Annotated in this window: 18 protein-coding genes and 3 tRNA genes; 1 reads left to right on the top strand and 20 read right to left on the bottom strand. The window is 59.7% G+C overall.

Annotated elements, in window-relative coordinates; all coding sequences use genetic code 11:
- Positions 1 to 251: 251 nt before the first annotated feature.
- The 3 genes from ACTQZF_RS05645 to serS form a co-directional block, all read right to left on the bottom strand.
- Positions 252 to 328, bottom strand: a tRNA-Arg gene (locus tag ACTQZF_RS05645).
- A gap of 74 nt (positions 329 to 402) precedes the next feature.
- The gene (locus tag ACTQZF_RS05640) at positions 403 to 780 is read right to left on the bottom strand and encodes a hypothetical protein (protein WP_441540465.1); all 378 of its coding nucleotides are present in this window, start codon (positions 778 to 780) and stop codon (positions 403 to 405) included.
- A 173-nt stretch (positions 781 to 953) separates the two neighbouring features.
- Positions 954 to 2,237: a serine--tRNA ligase gene (gene serS / locus ACTQZF_RS05635; RefSeq protein ID WP_427719058.1), complete on the bottom strand. Its 1,284-nt coding sequence runs from the start codon at positions 2,235 to 2,237 to the stop codon at positions 954 to 956.
- A 111-nt stretch (positions 2,238 to 2,348) separates the two neighbouring features.
- Here serS and ACTQZF_RS05630 point away from each other — a divergent pair, with 111 nt between their 5' ends.
- The gene (locus ACTQZF_RS05630; protein WP_195838594.1) at positions 2,349 to 2,522 is read left to right on the top strand and encodes a DUF6724 family protein; all 174 of its coding nucleotides are present in this window, start codon (positions 2,349 to 2,351) and stop codon (positions 2,520 to 2,522) included.
- Positions 2,523 to 2,678: 156 nt separating this feature from the next.
- Here ACTQZF_RS05630 and proC read toward each other — a convergent pair whose 3' ends face one another.
- The 17 genes from proC to ACTQZF_RS05545 all read right to left on the bottom strand — a co-directional run bounded on the left by proC (position 2,679) and on the right by ACTQZF_RS05545 (position 16,249).
- Entirely contained in the window at positions 2,679 to 3,449 is a 771-nt protein-coding gene (gene proC / locus ACTQZF_RS05625) for a pyrroline-5-carboxylate reductase (protein ID WP_441015666.1), read from the bottom strand.
- A gap of 73 nt (positions 3,450 to 3,522) precedes the next feature.
- Positions 3,523 to 3,993 (bottom strand): 23S rRNA (pseudouridine(1915)-N(3))-methyltransferase RlmH, encoded by a 471-nt coding sequence (gene rlmH, locus ACTQZF_RS05620; protein WP_441554759.1) that lies wholly within the window; start codon positions 3,991 to 3,993, stop codon positions 3,523 to 3,525.
- 6 nt (positions 3,994 to 3,999) lie between these two features.
- Positions 4,000 to 4,938 carry an SPFH domain-containing protein gene (locus ACTQZF_RS05615; protein WP_117848150.1) on the bottom strand — a complete coding sequence of 313 codons (939 nt, stop codon included), beginning with the start codon at positions 4,936 to 4,938 and terminating at the stop codon, positions 4,000 to 4,002.
- Positions 4,939 to 5,244: 306 nt separating this feature from the next.
- Positions 5,245 to 5,331 (bottom strand) — tRNA-Leu (locus ACTQZF_RS05610).
- Between the two features lie 43 nt (positions 5,332 to 5,374).
- Positions 5,375 to 6,292, bottom strand: coding sequence for a TatD family hydrolase (locus ACTQZF_RS05605; RefSeq protein WP_441554758.1), 918 nt, complete (start codon positions 6,290 to 6,292; stop codon positions 5,375 to 5,377).
- Positions 6,282 to 7,142, bottom strand: a complete 861-nt coding sequence (gene rsmA / locus ACTQZF_RS05600; protein ID WP_441554757.1) for a 16S rRNA (adenine(1518)-N(6)/adenine(1519)-N(6))-dimethyltransferase RsmA — start codon at positions 7,140 to 7,142, stop codon at positions 6,282 to 6,284. The genes ACTQZF_RS05605 and rsmA overlap by 11 nt, the downstream gene beginning before the upstream one ends.
- Positions 7,143 to 7,249: 107 nt before the next feature.
- Positions 7,250 to 8,851 (bottom strand): methionine--tRNA ligase, encoded by a 1,602-nt coding sequence (gene metG / locus ACTQZF_RS05595; RefSeq protein ID WP_154517665.1) that lies wholly within the window; start codon positions 8,849 to 8,851, stop codon positions 7,250 to 7,252.
- Between the two features lie 69 nt (positions 8,852 to 8,920).
- Positions 8,921 to 9,799 carry a 16S rRNA (cytidine(1402)-2'-O)-methyltransferase gene (gene rsmI / locus ACTQZF_RS05590; RefSeq protein WP_441554756.1) on the bottom strand — a complete coding sequence of 293 codons (879 nt, stop codon included), beginning with the start codon at positions 9,797 to 9,799 and terminating at the stop codon, positions 8,921 to 8,923.
- Between the two features lie 6 nt (positions 9,800 to 9,805).
- Positions 9,806 to 10,867, bottom strand: a complete 1,062-nt coding sequence (locus ACTQZF_RS05585) for a glycoside hydrolase family 5 protein (protein WP_427794304.1) — start codon at positions 10,865 to 10,867, stop codon at positions 9,806 to 9,808.
- 789 nt (positions 10,868 to 11,656) lie between these two features.
- Positions 11,657 to 11,729 (bottom strand) — tRNA-Phe (locus ACTQZF_RS05580).
- Between the two features lie 158 nt (positions 11,730 to 11,887).
- On the bottom strand, positions 11,888 to 12,247 hold the full coding sequence (locus tag ACTQZF_RS05575) for a DUF192 domain-containing protein (RefSeq protein WP_441554755.1): 360 nt from the start codon (positions 12,245 to 12,247) through the stop codon (positions 11,888 to 11,890).
- Complete coding sequence (locus ACTQZF_RS05570; protein WP_441554754.1) at positions 12,244 to 12,720, bottom strand: hypothetical protein; 477 nt, start codon at positions 12,718 to 12,720, stop codon at positions 12,244 to 12,246. Before ACTQZF_RS05570 ends, ACTQZF_RS05575 begins: the two co-directional genes overlap by 4 nt.
- Positions 12,720 to 14,885 carry a hypothetical protein gene (locus ACTQZF_RS05565; RefSeq protein ID WP_441554753.1) on the bottom strand — a complete coding sequence of 722 codons (2,166 nt, stop codon included), beginning with the start codon at positions 14,883 to 14,885 and terminating at the stop codon, positions 12,720 to 12,722. Before ACTQZF_RS05565 ends, ACTQZF_RS05570 begins: the two co-directional genes overlap by 1 nt.
- Complete coding sequence (locus tag ACTQZF_RS05560; RefSeq protein ID WP_427795226.1) at positions 14,857 to 15,393, bottom strand: TadE/TadG family type IV pilus assembly protein; 537 nt, start codon at positions 15,391 to 15,393, stop codon at positions 14,857 to 14,859. The genes ACTQZF_RS05565 and ACTQZF_RS05560 overlap by 29 nt, the downstream gene beginning before the upstream one ends.
- Positions 15,329 to 15,547 carry a hypothetical protein gene (locus tag ACTQZF_RS05555; protein ID WP_154517649.1) on the bottom strand — a complete coding sequence of 73 codons (219 nt, stop codon included), beginning with the start codon at positions 15,545 to 15,547 and terminating at the stop codon, positions 15,329 to 15,331. Before ACTQZF_RS05555 ends, ACTQZF_RS05560 begins: the two co-directional genes overlap by 65 nt.
- 1 nt (position 15,548) lies before the next feature.
- A complete protein-coding gene (locus ACTQZF_RS05550; protein ID WP_441554752.1) occupies positions 15,549 to 15,779 on the bottom strand; it encodes a hypothetical protein in 231 nt (76 codons plus the stop codon).
- A 293-nt stretch (positions 15,780 to 16,072) separates the two neighbouring features.
- Complete coding sequence (locus ACTQZF_RS05545) at positions 16,073 to 16,249, bottom strand: hypothetical protein (RefSeq protein WP_441044823.1); 177 nt, start codon at positions 16,247 to 16,249, stop codon at positions 16,073 to 16,075.
- Positions 16,250 to 16,281: the final 32 nt, after the last annotated feature.

Genomic DNA, 16,281 nt, shown 5'->3' with positions numbered 1-16,281 from the left:
CGAATCCATGCATGGCTTCCAAAAAAGAAAAGCCCCCGTTGCCGGAGGCTTCAAGTTCGATTGGTGCGGCGTATAGGATTCCGCGCATCCGCTTCGCGGATCCGCACCGGCTTCGCCCGCCTGCCAGCGCGCTCGCCCGCTCGCTAAAAACGCTCCGCGTTTTCTTTACGCTCGCGCCTCGACCGAGGTTCGAATCCATGCATGGCTTCCAAAAAAGAAAAGCCCCCGTTGCCGGAGGCTTCAAGTTCGATTGGTGCGGCGTATAGGATTCGAACCTATGACGTTCTGATTCGTAGTCAGACCCTCTATCCAGCTGAGGTAACGCCGCAGCGCAAGACATATGAAACCATTTTAGTTAATTGGAGTCAAGCACAATCTTGATTTTTTTCTAGACCATTTTCCTCACGCAGCTCCGCATGTATCACCGTTTCCCATACGATCGATCGGCTTTTCAACCACGTCGAACCCAACACCGAGTTCCCTCAATAGCGAGCGCACCCGCTGGGCGCAATCATACTCGGCAAACGAGATACTCAGCATGCGTGCCACCTGGTTAGAAGTCCCGACTCCATAGAACCGTTCGAGTGTTGTAAGCCCTTCGTGCGTCACAAAGGTCTCGACTACATGTGGTGACTCCTCAAAGCACCATTGGGTCAACGGACCCTCGCTCGTTTGCCTCACCACCAAGCCACCCATACCCGATGGCTCACACGTAACTAGCAGGTGCTCCCCACCTTCATCGCTCTCAAACAAAACTACCCGCTCATCAAACAGGTCCATCACATCCCCCTTCTCTCGCTCGTATCTAGTAAAAGCATAGCAGGTAGACGACCGTATACAGAACATTTGTTCGTGTAATTTCTATTGAGCTGTCCGCGCGACATGGTAAGGCTCCGCGCACAAAAAAGGCGCCCCGGATAGGAGCGCCCCCGCAAATCGCTTATGCAGCAAACCTACGCGACCGGCTCGATCTTCTCGAGGCCGCCCATGTAAGGACGCAGAACCTCGGGGATCGTAATGGTGCCGTCGGCGTTCTGGTAGTTCTCCAGAATGGCGGCCATGGTGCGGCCAGCCGGTAGACCGGAACCGTTAAGGGTGTGCAGGTAGCGCGAGCCCTTGAAGTTCTCGGGATCGCGATACTTGATGTTGGCGCGGCGAGCCTGGAAGTCGCCGCAGTTGGAGCAGGAGCTAATCTCCTTGTAGGCGTTGTAGCTCGGCAGCCAGACCTCGATGTCGTAGGTCTGACGGGCAGAGAAGCCCAGGTCGCCGGTGCACAGGCTAATCACGCGATACGGAAGACCCAGCTGCTGAAGCAGGAACTCGGCCTCGGCGGTCATGCTCTCGAGCTCCTCGTCGGACTCCTCCGGCTTGGCAAACTTGACCATCTCGACCTTGTCGAACTCGTGCTGGCGGATGATGCCGCGGGTGTCGCGACCAGCAGAGCCGGCCTCCTCGCGGAAGCAGGGGGTGAAGGCGGTGTAGCGGCGCGGCAGGGTGTCGGCATCGAGAACCTCGCCGGCGTGCAGGTTGGTAAGCACGACCTCGGCGGTGGGGATCAGGAAGTTATCGCCCGAGACATGATAGGCGTCGTCCTCGAACTTGGGCAGCTGGCCCGTGCCAAACATGGTCTGGCGCTTGACGACGATGGGCGGCCACCACTCCTTAAAACCACGGCTGGTGTGCGTATCGAGGAAGAAGTTGATGAGGGCGCGCTCCAGACGGGCGCCGGCGCCACCGAGAACGGTGAAGCGGCTACCGGAGAGCTTGTTGCCGCGCTCGAAGTCGAGGATGTCGAGGTCGGTGCCCAGATCCCAGTGCGGTTTAAAGTCGAAGTCGAACACGCGCGGGGTGCCCCAACGACGGCGCTCGATGTTCTCGTCCTCGTCCTTGCCGTACGGGGTGGCCTCGCAGGGAATGTTGGGCAGGTGAGCCATAAAGTCGTACTGCTCCTGCTCGAGAACGGTGCGGCGCTCGGCCAGACCGTCGATCTTCTCGTTGACGGCGCGCACGGCCTCCTTGGCGGCCTCGGCCTCGTCCTTCTTGCCCTCCTTCATCAGGGCGCCGATCTTCTTGGACTCGGCATTACGCGTGGCCTGGAGCTCCTCGACCTCGGTGATGACGGCACGACGCTCATCGTCGAGCTCAAAGAACTTCTCGCGATCCCAAGACGTCTGGCGGTTAGCCATGGCGGTATCGATGGCATCGGGGTTCTCGCGAACAAACTTGATATCAAGCATTAGATCCTCCGGCGATATACATTCCATTTAGGTTTCAACCTTGTACATGTATGGGCAAGTATATACTTATGAGCGTTTACGACCCAACTCAACTACGCAAGAAGGCACCCAATGGACGCAGTTTTTTCCTTTTTGTTTGGCACCCGTACCGGTTTTGCCATCCTTTTCGCCGGCGGCATCCTGCTGTTTGCGATTCTTGCCTTTGTAATGGAGAAGCGCACCCATAAGCTCTACGTCGACCGCGGGCCCAAATCCGAAGAAGATCAAGACAGCTTCTGGGACTAACCTGCCATTTAGGGACAGGTTTATTTTGGTCGGTTTTATCTGGGCAAACGCAAGCGCCCCGCAACCGGTATCAACCCGGTTGCGGGGCGCTTTTCTCTATAGAGATAAAACCGCAGGAAAAACCTGCCAAAATAAACCTGTCCCTAAATGGCAGGTTTACTGAAGGGTGGCGTCGATGGCCTTGACCAGGGCGCTGCGCATGCCGGCGTCCTCGAGCGCGACGACGCCCTTGATGGTTGCGCCGCCGGGCGAGCACACGGCATCCTTCATCGCCGCAGGATGCTGCCCAGTTGCAAGCTGCAGTTTCGCCGTACCCAGAACCATCTGGCTCACAATGCGATAGGCGTCGGCGCGCGGAATGCCGTGCTTGACGGCCGCGTCGCCCAGGGCCTCAATCGCCATGGCAACAAATGCCGGGGCACAACCGCCCACGGTACCGCCCACAAACAGCAAGCTCGTATCGAGCTCAACGACAGTGCCAATCTTTCCGAGCAGGTCGAGGACCACGGCACGCTGCTCGCCGTTGAGCGTAGAGGACTTCTCGCAGGCGATGACGCCCTCGCCCACCGAAACCGGTGTATTGGGGACCGTCGAGATGTGCGCGACACCCGGCAGAACCTGCTCCCACTTGGCACTGTCCCAAGTCCAGGCGACCGAAAGGACGACCTTATCGGCAAGAGTATCCTTGAGCGGAGCGAAGACCTTCTCGATCATGTACGGCTTGACCGCAGCAACCACGATATCGGATACAGCGACAACCTCCGCCGCATCACGACAGGCAAGTATCCCACGCGCCTCACAGCGCTCAACCAGGGCATCGTAGCGGCCCGCGCAGGCACACATGTCGCTCGCAGCCACACCGGCGGCAATCCAGCCATCGGCCATAGCGCTCGCCATATTGCCAAAACCGACAAATCCAATCTTCATATCTCATAGTCCTCTCAGACAGGTTCTTCAAATCGAGAGCTATTGTCCCACGGCATTGTTTCGTATTGCCGACCTATTTGTGATACGGCTCGCCACGGCTAATCTTGCAGGCGCGGTAGACCTGCTCCAGCAGCACCACGCGCGCCAAGTTATGCGGCAAGGTAATGCGTCCAAAGCTGAGCATTTCGTCAGCTCGTGAGCGAACATCGTCGCTCACGCCGTCCGATCCGCCAATCACAAAGGCGATGTCGCTGTTGCCTCGCAACATAAGATCATCGAGCCGCGCCGAGAGTTCCTCACTCGAGCGCTCTTTGCCCTCAATGGCCAGCAGAATCACATGCGCTCGGGGCGGCAGGGCTGCAAGAATCGCCACTCCCTCCTTGTCGCGCGCGGCATCCACGCCGCCCGCCTTGGCCGGGTCGATATCGGCCACCTCGTGCATATCCACCTTGGCATAGGCGCCCAGGCGTTTGGTGTACTCGGCGCAGGCATCCTTCCAAAAACGCTCTTTGAGCTTACCGACGCATACAACGGTGCACTTCACGCGCGCCTACTCCTTCGAATCGTTTTGAACTTTGCCGGCGGTCAGCATCTGCTCGAACATAGAGGCCGACTGCGAAAAGTCGCTCGGCAGCACGACCGTCGATGTTTTACCCGTGCGAGCGAACTCCGTCATCATCTCGGACCATTGCGTAAACATGAACAGCTGGTTGGCCTCATCGTTGCCGACGCCCGTCTCCTGGATAATCTCGAGCGAATCCTTGATACCCAGCGCGATGGCCTTGCGCTGGTTGGCGATGCCTTCGCCCGCCTTTTCCATTGCCTCGGCCTCGGCGGTCGCCTCGGTAACGCGCTTGATGCGGTCGGCCTCAGCGAGCTCCTGCGCAGCAGCGCGCTTACGCTGGGCGGCGTTGATGTCATTCATTGAGTTCTCGACCTCGGTCGGCAGCGCGATCTTGGTGATGAGCGTCGACACGAGGGTAAAGCCGTAGGCGGCCATCTGCTCGGATACGGTGGCGTTGACGTCCTTGGCGATGTCATCCTTCTTGGCAAAGACCTCATCAAGGGTATAGACAGGGATGGAAGAGCGCAGGGCATCGGTAATGAAGTCGCGCATCTGGTCGACGGGCTCCTGCAGCATGTAGTAGCTCTTGTAGATGCCCGAATCTGCCGGGCCGGCTCCCATGTCATAGCTCACGTGGTACTGAGCAGAGACCTCAAGGCCGATAGTCACGTTGTCCTGGGTCTTAACGTCGATCCCAAAACCGTTTTTCATGGTGCGCAGACTCACCGTGGCGGCCTTGCGGTCGATCACGGGCACCTTCATGTGGAAACCCGCGTTGACGATGCGGTTAAACTTGCCCAGGCGCTCGATGATCACAGCATGCTGCTGTTCAACGACATAGCAGGCGTTGGGAAGCAGTAGCAACAAAATGATGATGGGAAGTAGAAGGCTCGTAAGGGCAGCGATAATACCGGATAACAGCATGGTCTCTCCTCCGATGGGCACACGTTGGCACTAGGATACCCGCACAAAGCAGCCATGTGACACCATCAGGAGGCCCATAACAAAAAAGCTCCCATTGCTGGGAGCTCTTTCAATCAATGGTGCGGGCGAAAGGACGTCCGCGTATCCGCTGCGCGGATCCGCACCGGCTTCGCCCGCCTGCCGGCGGACTCGCCAGCTCGCTAAAAACGCTCCGCGTTTTCTTGACGCTCGCTCCTTCGCAGGTTCAAGTCCCTGCGATGGGCCCATAACAAAAAAGCTCCCATTGCTGGGAGCTCTTTCAATCAATGGTGCGGGCGAAAGGACTTGAACCTTCATGGGGTTGCCCCCATACGGACCTGAACCGTACGCGTCTGCCAATTCCGCCACGCCCGCGTGCAGGAATTAGAATAACGGAGCGCCACCGTGAACGCAAGAACTATTTTTGAAAAAGTTTGCAGGCATTGTCCCACGCAGCTTGCGCAATTGCCTCTGCTTTCTCTCCAGTACGATCGACACGGTCGTTGACCAGCGCGTTTGCCGTGATGGAAATCATTGCCGGCTCACACTCAAGACCGCGAATGGGCTCCGGAGCCATATACGGGCAATCCGTCTCGAACAAAATTCGATCGAGCGGGGTTGACGCAAATGCCTCGCGCACATCATTATTGCGCTTAAAGGTGGCCGCACCGCCATAGGCGATATAGCAGCCCAAACCCACAAAGCGCTCCATCGTAGCTCGGTCCTCGCCAAAGCAGTGCAGCACGCAACCGGCCTGAGGCACACCCACCTCGCGCAGCACGTTGTACGCATCCACATGCGAGGAGCGCTCCTCGTCCGTGTCCTCATGACGCAGATGCAGCTCTACCGGCACATTGCGGCGTACGGCAACCTCGAGTTGGCGCGCCATACAGTCGATCTGCACGCTGTGGGGCGCCGGCGCGATGTCGTCATCGTAATCCATGTGGTAGTCCAGACCGATCTCGCCGATACCGACGCATAAGGGATCATCAAGCGCAGCAACGACCTGTGCATGAATGTCATCGGTATAGTCCGGCGCACCATAGGGGTGCACACCGGCGAGATACTTTATCTGCGGAATATCCCGCATCGGCAAAATCTCGCGCACCAGCCAGTCGCTATAGTCCGTCACGCTGCGTTTGTCGGCAATGGGATCAAAGATCGTCACCAACAGGTCGACGCCTGCAGCCTTGGCGCGCACAAGCGTCTCGGGTACTTCCTTGCCCCAAAACGAGAGCAAGTGCGCGTGCGTATCGGCAAGCGGCACCAAGGGCACGGGGCAAGCAACCGTTTTCTTTTTCTTGGTAAACGTCACGCGCTCGTCATTAGGCATCATGGATTAGCTCCTGAGCCAGACGGACAAAATCGGCAACGCCAAGCGTCTCGGCGCGTGTGGTGGGCGCGATGCCGCAAGCCTCAAAGGCGGCATCGAGCACGTCCTTGGCAAAGCCGTTGGCGCTCATGGAATTGCGGATGGTCTTGCGACGCTGAGCAAACGCAGCGTCAATCACGCGGGCCACAAACTCGCGATCAAGCCCCTCGGGCGCTACGCCGTCGACACGGTCGATGCGCACGACGGCCGAATCCACATGCGGCGCCGGCATAAAGCAGCGCGGCGGCACCTCAAAGCGACCCGTCACCTGCGCATACAGGCCGAGCTTTGCCGTATAGCCGCCGTAGGTCTTGTTGCCCGGCGTTGCGGCAATGCGATCGGCAACCTCCTTTTGAACCATGACGACGGCGCGCTTGAGCGCGGGCATCGCCTGGAAGAACTGCAGAATGATCGTCGCTGCCACGTTATAGGGCAAGTTCGCGACAAATACCGTCGGCTCACCGCCCGCGGCCTGCTCAATCTGCTCCGGGCACACCTTGAGCGCGTCGCCCATGATAAAGCGGAAGTTGGCATAGTCGGCGGCATGGGCATCGAGCACCGGCTCGAGCTCGGGATCGGCCTCAATCGACGTGACGCACGCCGCCTCCTGAAGCAGCGCAAGCGTGAGCGTTCCAACGCCCGGACCGACCTCGAGCACGCGCTCATCGCCCGCAAGTTCGGAAAGCTCGCAAATACGCTCGATCACATGGTTGTCGATCAGGAAGTTCTGGCCCAGGCGATGCTTGGTCGCAAGGCCAAACTCCTCCAGCAGCTCCCTTGTTGCCGTGGGGTTTGCCAAAGGCGAAGTTGTCATAGTTGCCTCCTTAGCATGGTGGCGGCGTCTTGAAACAAAAGGGCATGGACCGTTGCGGCCATGCCCTTACACCTAAACAGCAGATTGCCGATATGGCGCGCGGCGTCTTAACCCAGGCGCGGGAACAGCGGCTCACCCTTCTCGACGGGCTGACCACCGGCAAGCAGACCCCAAGCGCAAATGCCCTTGAGATCGTCGCTCGCGGCCTCGTCCTCGCACGACAGGCGGCGCAGGGCCTCGGTAGAAGTCTGGGGCATGAGCGGCATCAGCAGGTGAGCGGCAATGCGGATGGCCTCGAGGAGGTTGTAGATCACAAACGCCAGCTCGTCGGCCTTGGCCTCGTCCTTGGCAAGTGCCCAGGGCTCGGAGTCCTCGATGTAGTGGTTGGCGGCGTGGATGAGCTCCATAACCTCGTCTTTGGCTCCACCGTAATCGAGCACGTCCATCTTGGCCATGTAGCGCTCGGCCAGGCCATCGGCGATCTTTGCCAGCGGGTTATCGAACGCATCGAACGATGCGGGCTTGGCGGGCGCGCAACCATCAAAGTACTTACCGCTCATGTTGAGCGAACGCGAGATGAGGTTGCCCCAGCTGTTAGCGAGATCGGCGTTGTAGACCTGCTCCATGCGATCGAAGCTGATAGCGCCGTCGGTGCCGGGGACCACGTCGGTCATAAAGTAGTAGCGATAACCCTCGACGCCCAGCATGTCGATAACATCCTGCGGGGCAATGGCGTTGCCACGGCTCTTGGACATCTTCTCGGCCTTGCCAGTCTCGGCATTGCGCACGGTCAGGAAGCCGTGAGCAAAGACGTGCTCGGGCAGAGCCTCGCCAATGGCCATGAGCATAGCGGGCCAAATGACGCAGTGAAAGCGAATGATGTCCTTGCCCACAATGTGGAACTGCGCAGGCCAGCGATAGGCCAGCTCGGCACGGGCCTCGTCGGTGTCGACACCGTAGCCGACAGCCGTCATGTAGTTGAGCAGCGCGTCGAACCACACATAGGTCACATGGCCCTCATCGAATGGAACCTGGATGCCCCAGTCAAAGCTCGTACGGCTCACGGAAAGGTCGTTGAGGCCGCCCTCGACAAAGCTACGCACCTCGTTCATGCGGAATGCAGGCTCGACGAAATCGGGATGCTCGTCATAGAGCTTGAGCAGCTTGTCCTGGAAAGCGGAAAGCTTGAAGAAGTAGGACTCCTCCTGCACGCGCTCGAGCGGACGATGACAGTCGGGGCACAGGTGCTGGCCGACGCTGCCGTATTCCTCGTCACCCTTCTGGACCTGCGTGTCGGTAAAGTAAGTCTCGTCGGGCACACAGTACCAACCGTCGTAGCTGCCCTTATACAGGTAGCCAGACTCCTTCATGCGCTCCCACAGATACTGCACCGCATGATGCTGGCGCGGCTCGGTGGTGCGGATGAAGTCGTCGTTGGAGATCTCGAGTTTGCTCCAAAGCTCCTTAAAGTGCGGAGCCTGGCTGTCGGTCCACTCCTGCGGCGTCATGCCATGCTTGGCTGCGGCCTCGGCGACCTTCTCGCCATGCTCGTCCATGCCGGTCAGGAACTTGACGTTATAGCCGGCGGAGCGGCGATAGCGAGCCTGGACGTCGGCGATGATGGTGGAATAAGCCGTGCCCAGATGCGGATCGGCATTGACGTAGTAGATGGGCGTCGTGATAAAGAACGAAGGCTTGCTTTGATCCATGGGGTTTGTCCTCCAGAAAAACGTTGCATACAGGGGATGATTCTAACGCAAGGGCTGGATATCCTCCATCTATTGCATATTGAGCACCATGGCATAGACATCGCGCTTGCGGCGTGAATACTTCTGAGACAGGCGCTTGGCCACCGCAGAGGCGGGCTCCCCCTCCTCGAGCGCGACACGGATATCCGCGCGCAGGGCCTCATCGGGATCCGCTGCCGCTGCGCCAACCGGCACGATGCCGGTCTCCTCGTCTTCACTCGGTGGCGCAATGACCAGCGCAATCTCGCCCTTTACTTTGCCGCGAGCACGCAGCCTCTCGGCAAGCTGGGCGGCGGGCCCGCGCAAGACCTCCTCGTGCAGCTTGGTGAGTTCGCGGCAGACGGCAACCTCACGTTGGGGAAAGACCTCTGCCACGGCCTCGAGCGTCGCCACGATGCGATGTGGAGACTCGTAGAAGATGAGCGCGCCGGGCACCACGGCAAGGCGCTGCAAACGGCGTACGCGGTCGCCGTGCTTTCGGCCCAAAAAGCCCTCGAAGAAAAAATGCTCGCAGGGAATGCCGGACGAAACGAGCGCTGTGACGCAAGCAGAGGGCCCGGGAATAACTTCGACGGGCACATCGGCCTCACGTGCCGCCTCGACCAGCGCCTGGCCGGGATCGGACACGCTCGGCATGCCGGCATCCGAGGCAAAAGCGAGGGTCTCCCCCGCCAGCAGGCGGTCAACCAGGCCGGCGGCGCGGCTGGCGATCACATTCTCGTCACAACGGACAAGCGGCTTGGAAATGCCCAGGTGCATCAGTAGCTTTGAGGTCACGCGCGTGTCCTCGCAGCAGATCGCATCGGCGGCGGCAAACGCCTCGCCAACGCGCGGAGACAGGTCGCCCAGGTTGCCGATGGGTGTTCCGACCACATAGAGTTTGCCCGTATGGGCGCTGTTTTGCGTCATATCAACCTATTCAATCATGCCGCGCTCGAGCGTACCGAGCGCCGCGCGGGCGTCCCATGCTGCGATGCGTTTCTCGGTCTTCCACGTTTGGAAGAACCAACCGGCAGCCGGCGCAAACGAAGCCAGCTGATTGGCGATAAACACGCGCTCGTAGGCATTGCGGCCCTCGGGCGTAACCGACGAGTTAGCAAAGATCGCCGCGCCCGACCATTCGCCCACCAGCACGGGGAACCCTGTCGAAATCGCTTCTTTAAGCTCGCGCTTGTTACGCGAAATCGCCGTCGTCAGCCCGCGGGGGCTCGTGATGTCGAGCGCATGCTCGTCGCGGTAATGGTACAGGTGAAGGTCCATGTAGACGTTCTTGTACTTGGCGCCGCGCATAAAATGCTTCCACTCGCTGGGATGTCCTGAGGACGAAAAGACGACGATCTTGTCCTCGGGCATATACGAACGGACGAGCTCGTAGGCATCGCGATAGAAATTGCGCAGGTAGTGGGCCGGAATGCCATCCGTCATGGTAAAGAGACTCTTGCGGACACTCATTCGAGGTGCATCCAGCAGCTCAATGCCCAGAAGGCTTTCGGCTTCGCCGTAGCGATCGGCCAAACGCTCCAGCACGTCGAGCGCAACGTGACGACCGTTGGTGGACGAATGCCACTCGGCAACAGCCTCCGGCGTGGTGGGCGAATCGTTGGAATCGCCCTGGCCACCGGGCACAGTCGCTAGATCGAGCAGCACGCGAATGTCGTACTTGGCAGCCCACTCAATTGCACGGTCAATGTAGTCGATAACCGAAATGTAGGACGCATCGGACTCCTGCGAGCCAAAGGCATACCAGGGCACCGGCAAACGCACGGCATTGAGACCAATCTGCGCCATACGGCGAAAATCATCTTCGCTTACGAATGTCTCATAATGGCGACGCATGCGCTCGTTATAGGCAGCAGTGCCCATGGCTTCTTGCAGTTCCGCCGCATTGGACGCACCTGTCGCCGCGTACAGCGACGGGGTCACCCAAGGCTCGGGAATAAACCAGCCAGAGAGATTAACGCCGAGTATCCTCTCCATCACGGCCCCCTTCGAATCGTGCAGGGCGAACCCGCATCGTATTGCATAGGAAAAGTATCGTTTTGAGTATACCCGCGCACACGGACAGCCGATCGAACGGTCTGCAAAGTGGCGCAAAAGTAGGAGTAATGTCTGGGCAGGCACACCCGAGATGGTACGCCAAGATGTGCACGCGCGCCGAAGGCAGGCGCCGGAAGGCGCATCCCGTTTTTTTGCTCAATAATGGAATGCATTTTCCGCCAGCAGGCCCAACCGGAAAGCATGTCCCGTAATTTCACGTCATTCCGGGTCGCATTTTCCCAAGCGCCCCTAAAGCGGAAAGCGCATCCCGCTCAGGATTGAAATTCTGGGATGCGTTTTCCGCGGGTCCACATAAAAGAAAAGGACCCCTTTGCAGAGGTCCTAGTCAATTCAAGGTGGCGGGGAAGGGAATCGCGTCCGCGCGCTTCGCGGACGGACCGCTGCGGCGCTTGCGCGCCTTGCGAGCTACGCTGGCAAACGCTATCGCGTTTCCTCAGCTCCGCGCCCTCACGGGGTTCGATTCCGTGCGGGGGCTACATAAAAGAAAAGGACCCCTTCGCAGAGGTCCTAGTCAATTCAAGGTGGCGGGGAAGGGAATCGCGTCCGCGCGCTGCGCGGACGGACCGCTGCGGCGCTTGCGCGCCTTGCGAGCTACGCTGGCAAACGCTATCGCGTTTCCTCAGCTCCGCGCCCTCTCGGGGTTCGATTCCGTGCGGGGGCTACATAAAAGAAAAGGACCCCTTTGCAGAGGTCCTAGTCAATTCAAGGTGGCGGGGAAGGGAATCGAACCCCTGACACGAGGATTTTCAGTCCTCTGCTCTACCAACTGAGCTACCCAGCCATTTGAGGTGTGCCTTGTTTCAAGGCTTGATTAGTATAACCAAGGACGCGCTCCGGTCAACCGAGAATTTGAAAAAAGTTTTTGGACACCGCCTCGGTTCTGTAAAGCAGCACGTCAGAGACATCAATCGGCCGCAAGAAGTTTTTCGCCCAGGGCCTTCAAGCCTGCACTCGTTGCAAGACAGTGGGCGATACAAGGATTGAAGGGCGTTCCAGCACCGCCCAAGCACCGGGACAGGAGCACATGCGCCAGGGGCGGACATTTTCGTAGCGTGCAAGGATATTGCCGCTGCAATCAATAAAGGCAATGTCGATGGGATAAGCCATAAAACAGGTGTGGACCGAAGAGCAGCGCGGAAACGCCATGACGAGCGGCAGTCCGTCAGCCGTAATCGGCACGCGGCCCAGCATGCCGCGCAAGCGTGCGCCAAACGATTCTGCCACCATAAACTCTGCCGGCGACCAACCGAGCCTATTGAGCGCACGCGCGTAGGCAATATAAGACAAGACGGCGCTCACATGACCACCCCCGGTCGCCACGGATCGACCGTAACCGCGCGCTCGTGCGACAGCTTCGCCGGCGTCCCCAGAGAAACGCCGGCAATGCTGAGCAATCTAGGCCACGGCTCATAGTACATGACGCAGGCATAGGTCCTAAACGTCCCGGACAGAGAGAGCAAGCCGCCGTCAGACGACGCCGAGCTCTGCTCGCTCGAGACCTCGACCTGCAGATCATAGCCCTGCATAGCCGCCTGAATCTCGGACTGGACACGCACCGAGGCATCGGCAGAACTCTTGTCGCCCTCCCCTTCCGGCGCCACAGCGTACGCCAGCACGATATCGGGCACCACGCGATCGAAGCGCGCAACGGCGCCGGCAAAGACCATGACGTTGTACACAATGAGCGCAAGCGCCAGCAAAACGGGAGCGACCACGGCCATCTCGACCGTCGCCTGGGCGCGCTCCTCGTACAAGACTGCACCAACGCCCATTACGATCCACCGCCCAAGGCGCCCGCCAGCGTAGCGACATCGACGGTGAGCGGGATGGAGCCGCCGCCGGGCAGAGGAATCTCCGCAAGTGTGAACACCGTACCGCTAATGGTGCGTTCGACTTGATATTCCAACGCCTCGCAAAGCGCCTTGGGATCGGTCACGCCCAACGGAATACTTCGCAGTTTGTCTTGCGCTTGAGAGAGACCGGCAATGTCAGACCCCGGACTCTTAATGACGTTAGCGGAATCGGTCAGCACCGGCTTTCGCAGGCGCAAGTCGCACGGTTCCAAACCCAGCGCCGCCACGGACGCCGAAACGGTATCGCCGAGCCACGATGCAATGGAGCCCAACGCGCCGCTGCCCCCTCCTAGGTCTTTAATCATCTCGTCCATAAGTTCGTCGGCCGCGCCTTGGATGTCTCCGTATCCCACAAGCAGCCGTCCCCAAACATCCATGACGCCATCGAGTACGCCGGCAACGCCGCCCGAGCGCTCTTCCAGTGTCGAGAAAAACCGCGAGAGCACGTTGTTTTGCGCCGTCGCGTTGTCGGGAGCCAAGACCGCGGCAGAGATTGCACCGCGACTGCCGAGCGTAACCGGCTTATTGAATGAAGAGTTGAGCTTACCGGGACTGGTCATATCGCCCGAGACCGCAAAGGCGACCACGCCGTTTCGGCCGGGCGGGGCGATACGCGGCCGCTCGCCCGAAAGCGCCTTGATGGCCTGGTCAAACGCATTACCCGCGCGATCGGCCTCGTCCTCGGTCTGACGCATAAGCTCGAGCTCTTTGTTGCGACATTCGACGTAATCTTCCAGAGCCCTTTTAAACTCGTCAAAGTGATACTCGAAGCCGTTTTCGATAAATGATGGAGGCATGAGGGCGCGACCCAGGTCAACGACGTCAAATTGGCACTCCTCGCACACATCGTGGCCATCGTAATCGACGACGGATGCCAACCCGCCCGGCGACCCATTCTTATAGTTGGGGCATCCGGTCCCATAGTGCAGGTATGTCTTGCCACCAATATCACTCGTAGGCCACATGGCATCGGTGTAGAGCTGGGTTCCCTTCACCTCATCTGGAGTGCGTGGCAGGAATGGAATCTGGGATAAGATTTTTTCACCATCATCTTTAATATACGAGTGATCGAGTTCTTCGATTGCATAAGCGTAAAACGCTTTGCGCGCGACAGACTCCGCCTCCATCTCTACACCCCCACCAAGCGGTCTTTCATTCGCCAGACGCCGGCGGTAATAGGTCTTCGCACGATTTAGGGCGATCTGCGGCTCCCAATCGATACTCGAAGTATAGTGGCGGTTTTGTTCACCCGATAGCTTTGCCAAGCTCCCCGCACGCTCCCACATACATGAGTACTTGCCAATCGCATTCTCATCCGATCCGCCACAGTCCGCAAGCCAGGCGCGCTCTTTGGCCTTCGCCGCATCCTCAGAGGCCTTCTGCAGCTCCACAGCTGCGCGGTCTAAATCTTCCGACGTCTTTTTAATGGCATCGGTCGAGATTTCTGACCCCTCGAGCGCAACAAAGTCCGACTCCGATGTCCTGGGCACGGCGAGCGCTGTGCCGGTATAGGTCACGTTATCGGCATCCTGCGCCGAAACAGCCTGCGTAGCTCGCGCGGCAACCAGATATGGCAGAGCCGTTTCGACTTTTTGCAAACCCTCCGACGCACTTTTGGCAAACCTATTGCGCGTTTTAATAATCTCAATCCCGGTATCGACCATATCGCTTGCGGCTATTTTCCCACCCGGCACCAGCATGGCAACCAAGCCGGTGCCGATTGTGGCAAACCCCGCCAGGCCCAAGCTCAAAATGCTCGCATCCACCACCGTGGCCGCTGTATGGTAGGACGATATCACGTTGGCACCCGCCAGAGCACCGCTATCGGCCGCCACCTGGGTATCCCCGGCACGCGACATACTCCATATCGCCGCCGTCGACGAAAACAGCAGCGTAAGCACCACAAGTATGACGACCGCCGAAGAAAGCGTAGTGTAGGCACCGTCCTCGATAAACAAGTCGATACCGGAGCGGCCCATGAAGCCGCCCCGCTTGCGGCGGGCATTCGACCGGCAACGGCACACGAGCCCTCGCATCATTCGCAGCAGGCGACGCCTAATCCCACGCGGCAATCCACGAATCATAGTCTCCCTCCAGCCATCCGGGACGCGATCGATACGAAACGTCGACTTTCAACTCAACATTCCCTCCTCCCCCCACATTGCCCATGGCCTGCGCGAACGCGCCGATCACGGGCAGCGGCTTTACATCACCCGCGATAGATACAGACGAAACGCCCCCTGCGTCCGCCCGGCCAAGCTCGATATCCCACGACAGCGGTCCGCCGGCGTGAAAGATCGAGACATCGGGCACCGCGGCGAGACGGCGGCGGGCAAACTCCTTGAGGTCGTCGTCCTCCGCCGTCGTCGTGGTCATGAGCCGCGCCGTCTCGGCGGCGGCAGACTCCATGACCGCACGCGTATAGAGCAGGCACACCGGCTGCAGCGCAAGCAGGATGAGCGTCAAAAACGTCGGCAGCAAAAAGGCGGCCTCGACCGTGGACTGCGCCCAATCCTCGCGCGCGATATCAATAGAGCGCGATGTCTTTGGCGCCTGCGGCGGCGTCGATAACCGATGTCGAGGCGACGCCATGGGACGCCGCCCGTGCAGCCAACGCCGCCAAGCGTCCGTCGGTGCCGGCGCGCCAAAGCCCCGCAATCGCCAGCACGATGGAAAGCAGCGCCATGGTGACGATGGCGTACTCAACGGTCGATTGGGCAGACTCCTCGCGCAAAACGTCAAGCATTTCACGATCCCTCCTTTGACCCCGGTGCTTGCGGAACCAAGCGCACCGCGCGTAAGCGGCACGAGGCGTCGCCGGCATCCGCGGCAACCGTCACCATGTCGACCCAGCCGCGCCCATCGCGCACGATGGCGCCCCATACGTTGCCCTTGATGTCGAGGTAACCGCTTAGAGCGAGCTGGGCTGTGGGCACCTCGCGATAGACACGCAACAGGTCCGCGGCAGCCTCGGTCATCGGTCGCTCCTCGGCCCATGTCAGCCGGGCTGCGACTGCGTTGTCCTCAGATGGCCCCGCCGCAGCATCCGCCCGTTCGTCGAGTGCCCGCAGAAAAGTTTGTGCCGTGACGGCGGCATCCCTGTCGGCCGTGTCCCGCGCTTTGTCATCGGGAGGCGCCACCGCGCCCGAGCTCCCATCCGCGACGGCCCCAGAACGCTGCTGTCGCACGACATTCAGCCCCCAGAGCGTCGCCGCTATCGCCACAATCAGGCAAGCGAGCACCAGCAGCACGCCAACAGAATGCCCGCCTTCTACAGGCTGTTGATGCCGTCTTTGATCGCGTTCCATAGCTTTTCGACGTTGCCCTTAAATGCAACGATGGCAATGATCGCGATTACCACGAGCACGCCGACCAAGATGGCGTACTCGGTAGTACCCTGCGCGCTTTCCTCCTGCACCAGCGCCTTGGCACGTTGACAGGAACGCATTGCACGGTAAAGCGTCCGACTCCAAACCCTAC

This window comes from Collinsella sp. LCP19S3_H3 (assembly GCF_052119145.1).
Taxonomy (GTDB): domain Bacteria; phylum Actinomycetota; class Coriobacteriia; order Coriobacteriales; family Coriobacteriaceae; genus Collinsella.
This window is presented reverse-complemented; position numbering and strand designations above follow the sequence as displayed.

Bases quoted from the DNA above. Each gene is read 5' to 3' on its own strand.
- rsmA (WP_441554757.1), bottom strand. From the start codon at position 7,142: ATGACAACTTCGCCTTTGGCAAACCCCACGGCAACAAGGGAGCTGCTG.
- ACTQZF_RS05605 (WP_441554758.1), bottom strand. From the start codon at position 6,292: ATGATGCCTAATGACGAGCGCGTGACGTTTACCAAGAAAAAGAAAACG.
- ACTQZF_RS05615 (WP_117848150.1), bottom strand. From the start codon at position 4,938: ATGCTGTTATCCGGTATTATCGCTGCCCTTACGAGCCTTCTACTTCCC.
- metG (WP_154517665.1), bottom strand. From the start codon at position 8,851: ATGGATCAAAGCAAGCCTTCGTTCTTTATCACGACGCCCATCTACTAC.
- serS (WP_427719058.1), bottom strand. From the start codon at position 2,237: ATGCTTGATATCAAGTTTGTTCGCGAGAACCCCGATGCCATCGATACC.
- ACTQZF_RS05565 (WP_441554753.1), bottom strand. From the start codon at position 14,885: ATGATTCGTGGATTGCCGCGTGGGATTAGGCGTCGCCTGCTGCGAATG.
- ACTQZF_RS05630 (WP_195838594.1), top strand. From the start codon at position 2,349: ATGGACGCAGTTTTTTCCTTTTTGTTTGGCACCCGTACCGGTTTTGCC.
- proC (WP_441015666.1), bottom strand. From the start codon at position 3,449: ATGAAGATTGGATTTGTCGGTTTTGGCAATATGGCGAGCGCTATGGCC.
- ACTQZF_RS05560 (WP_427795226.1), bottom strand. From the start codon at position 15,393: ATGGCGTCGCCTCGACATCGGTTATCGACGCCGCCGCAGGCGCCAAAG.
- ACTQZF_RS05555 (WP_154517649.1), bottom strand. From the start codon at position 15,547: ATGCTTGACGTTTTGCGCGAGGAGTCTGCCCAATCGACCGTTGAGTAC.
- ACTQZF_RS05545 (WP_441044823.1), bottom strand. From the start codon at position 16,249: ATGCGTTCCTGTCAACGTGCCAAGGCGCTGGTGCAGGAGGAAAGCGCG.
- rsmI (WP_441554756.1), bottom strand. From the start codon at position 9,799: ATGACGCAAAACAGCGCCCATACGGGCAAACTCTATGTGGTCGGAACA.
- ACTQZF_RS05570 (WP_441554754.1), bottom strand. From the start codon at position 12,720: ATGGGCGTTGGTGCAGTCTTGTACGAGGAGCGCGCCCAGGCGACGGTC.
- ACTQZF_RS05640 (WP_441540465.1), bottom strand. From the start codon at position 780: ATGGACCTGTTTGATGAGCGGGTAGTTTTGTTTGAGAGCGATGAAGGT.
- ACTQZF_RS05550 (WP_441554752.1), bottom strand. From the start codon at position 15,779: ATGACCGAGGCTGCCGCGGACCTGTTGCGTGTCTATCGCGAGGTGCCC.
- ACTQZF_RS05585 (WP_427794304.1), bottom strand. From the start codon at position 10,867: ATGGAGAGGATACTCGGCGTTAATCTCTCTGGCTGGTTTATTCCCGAG.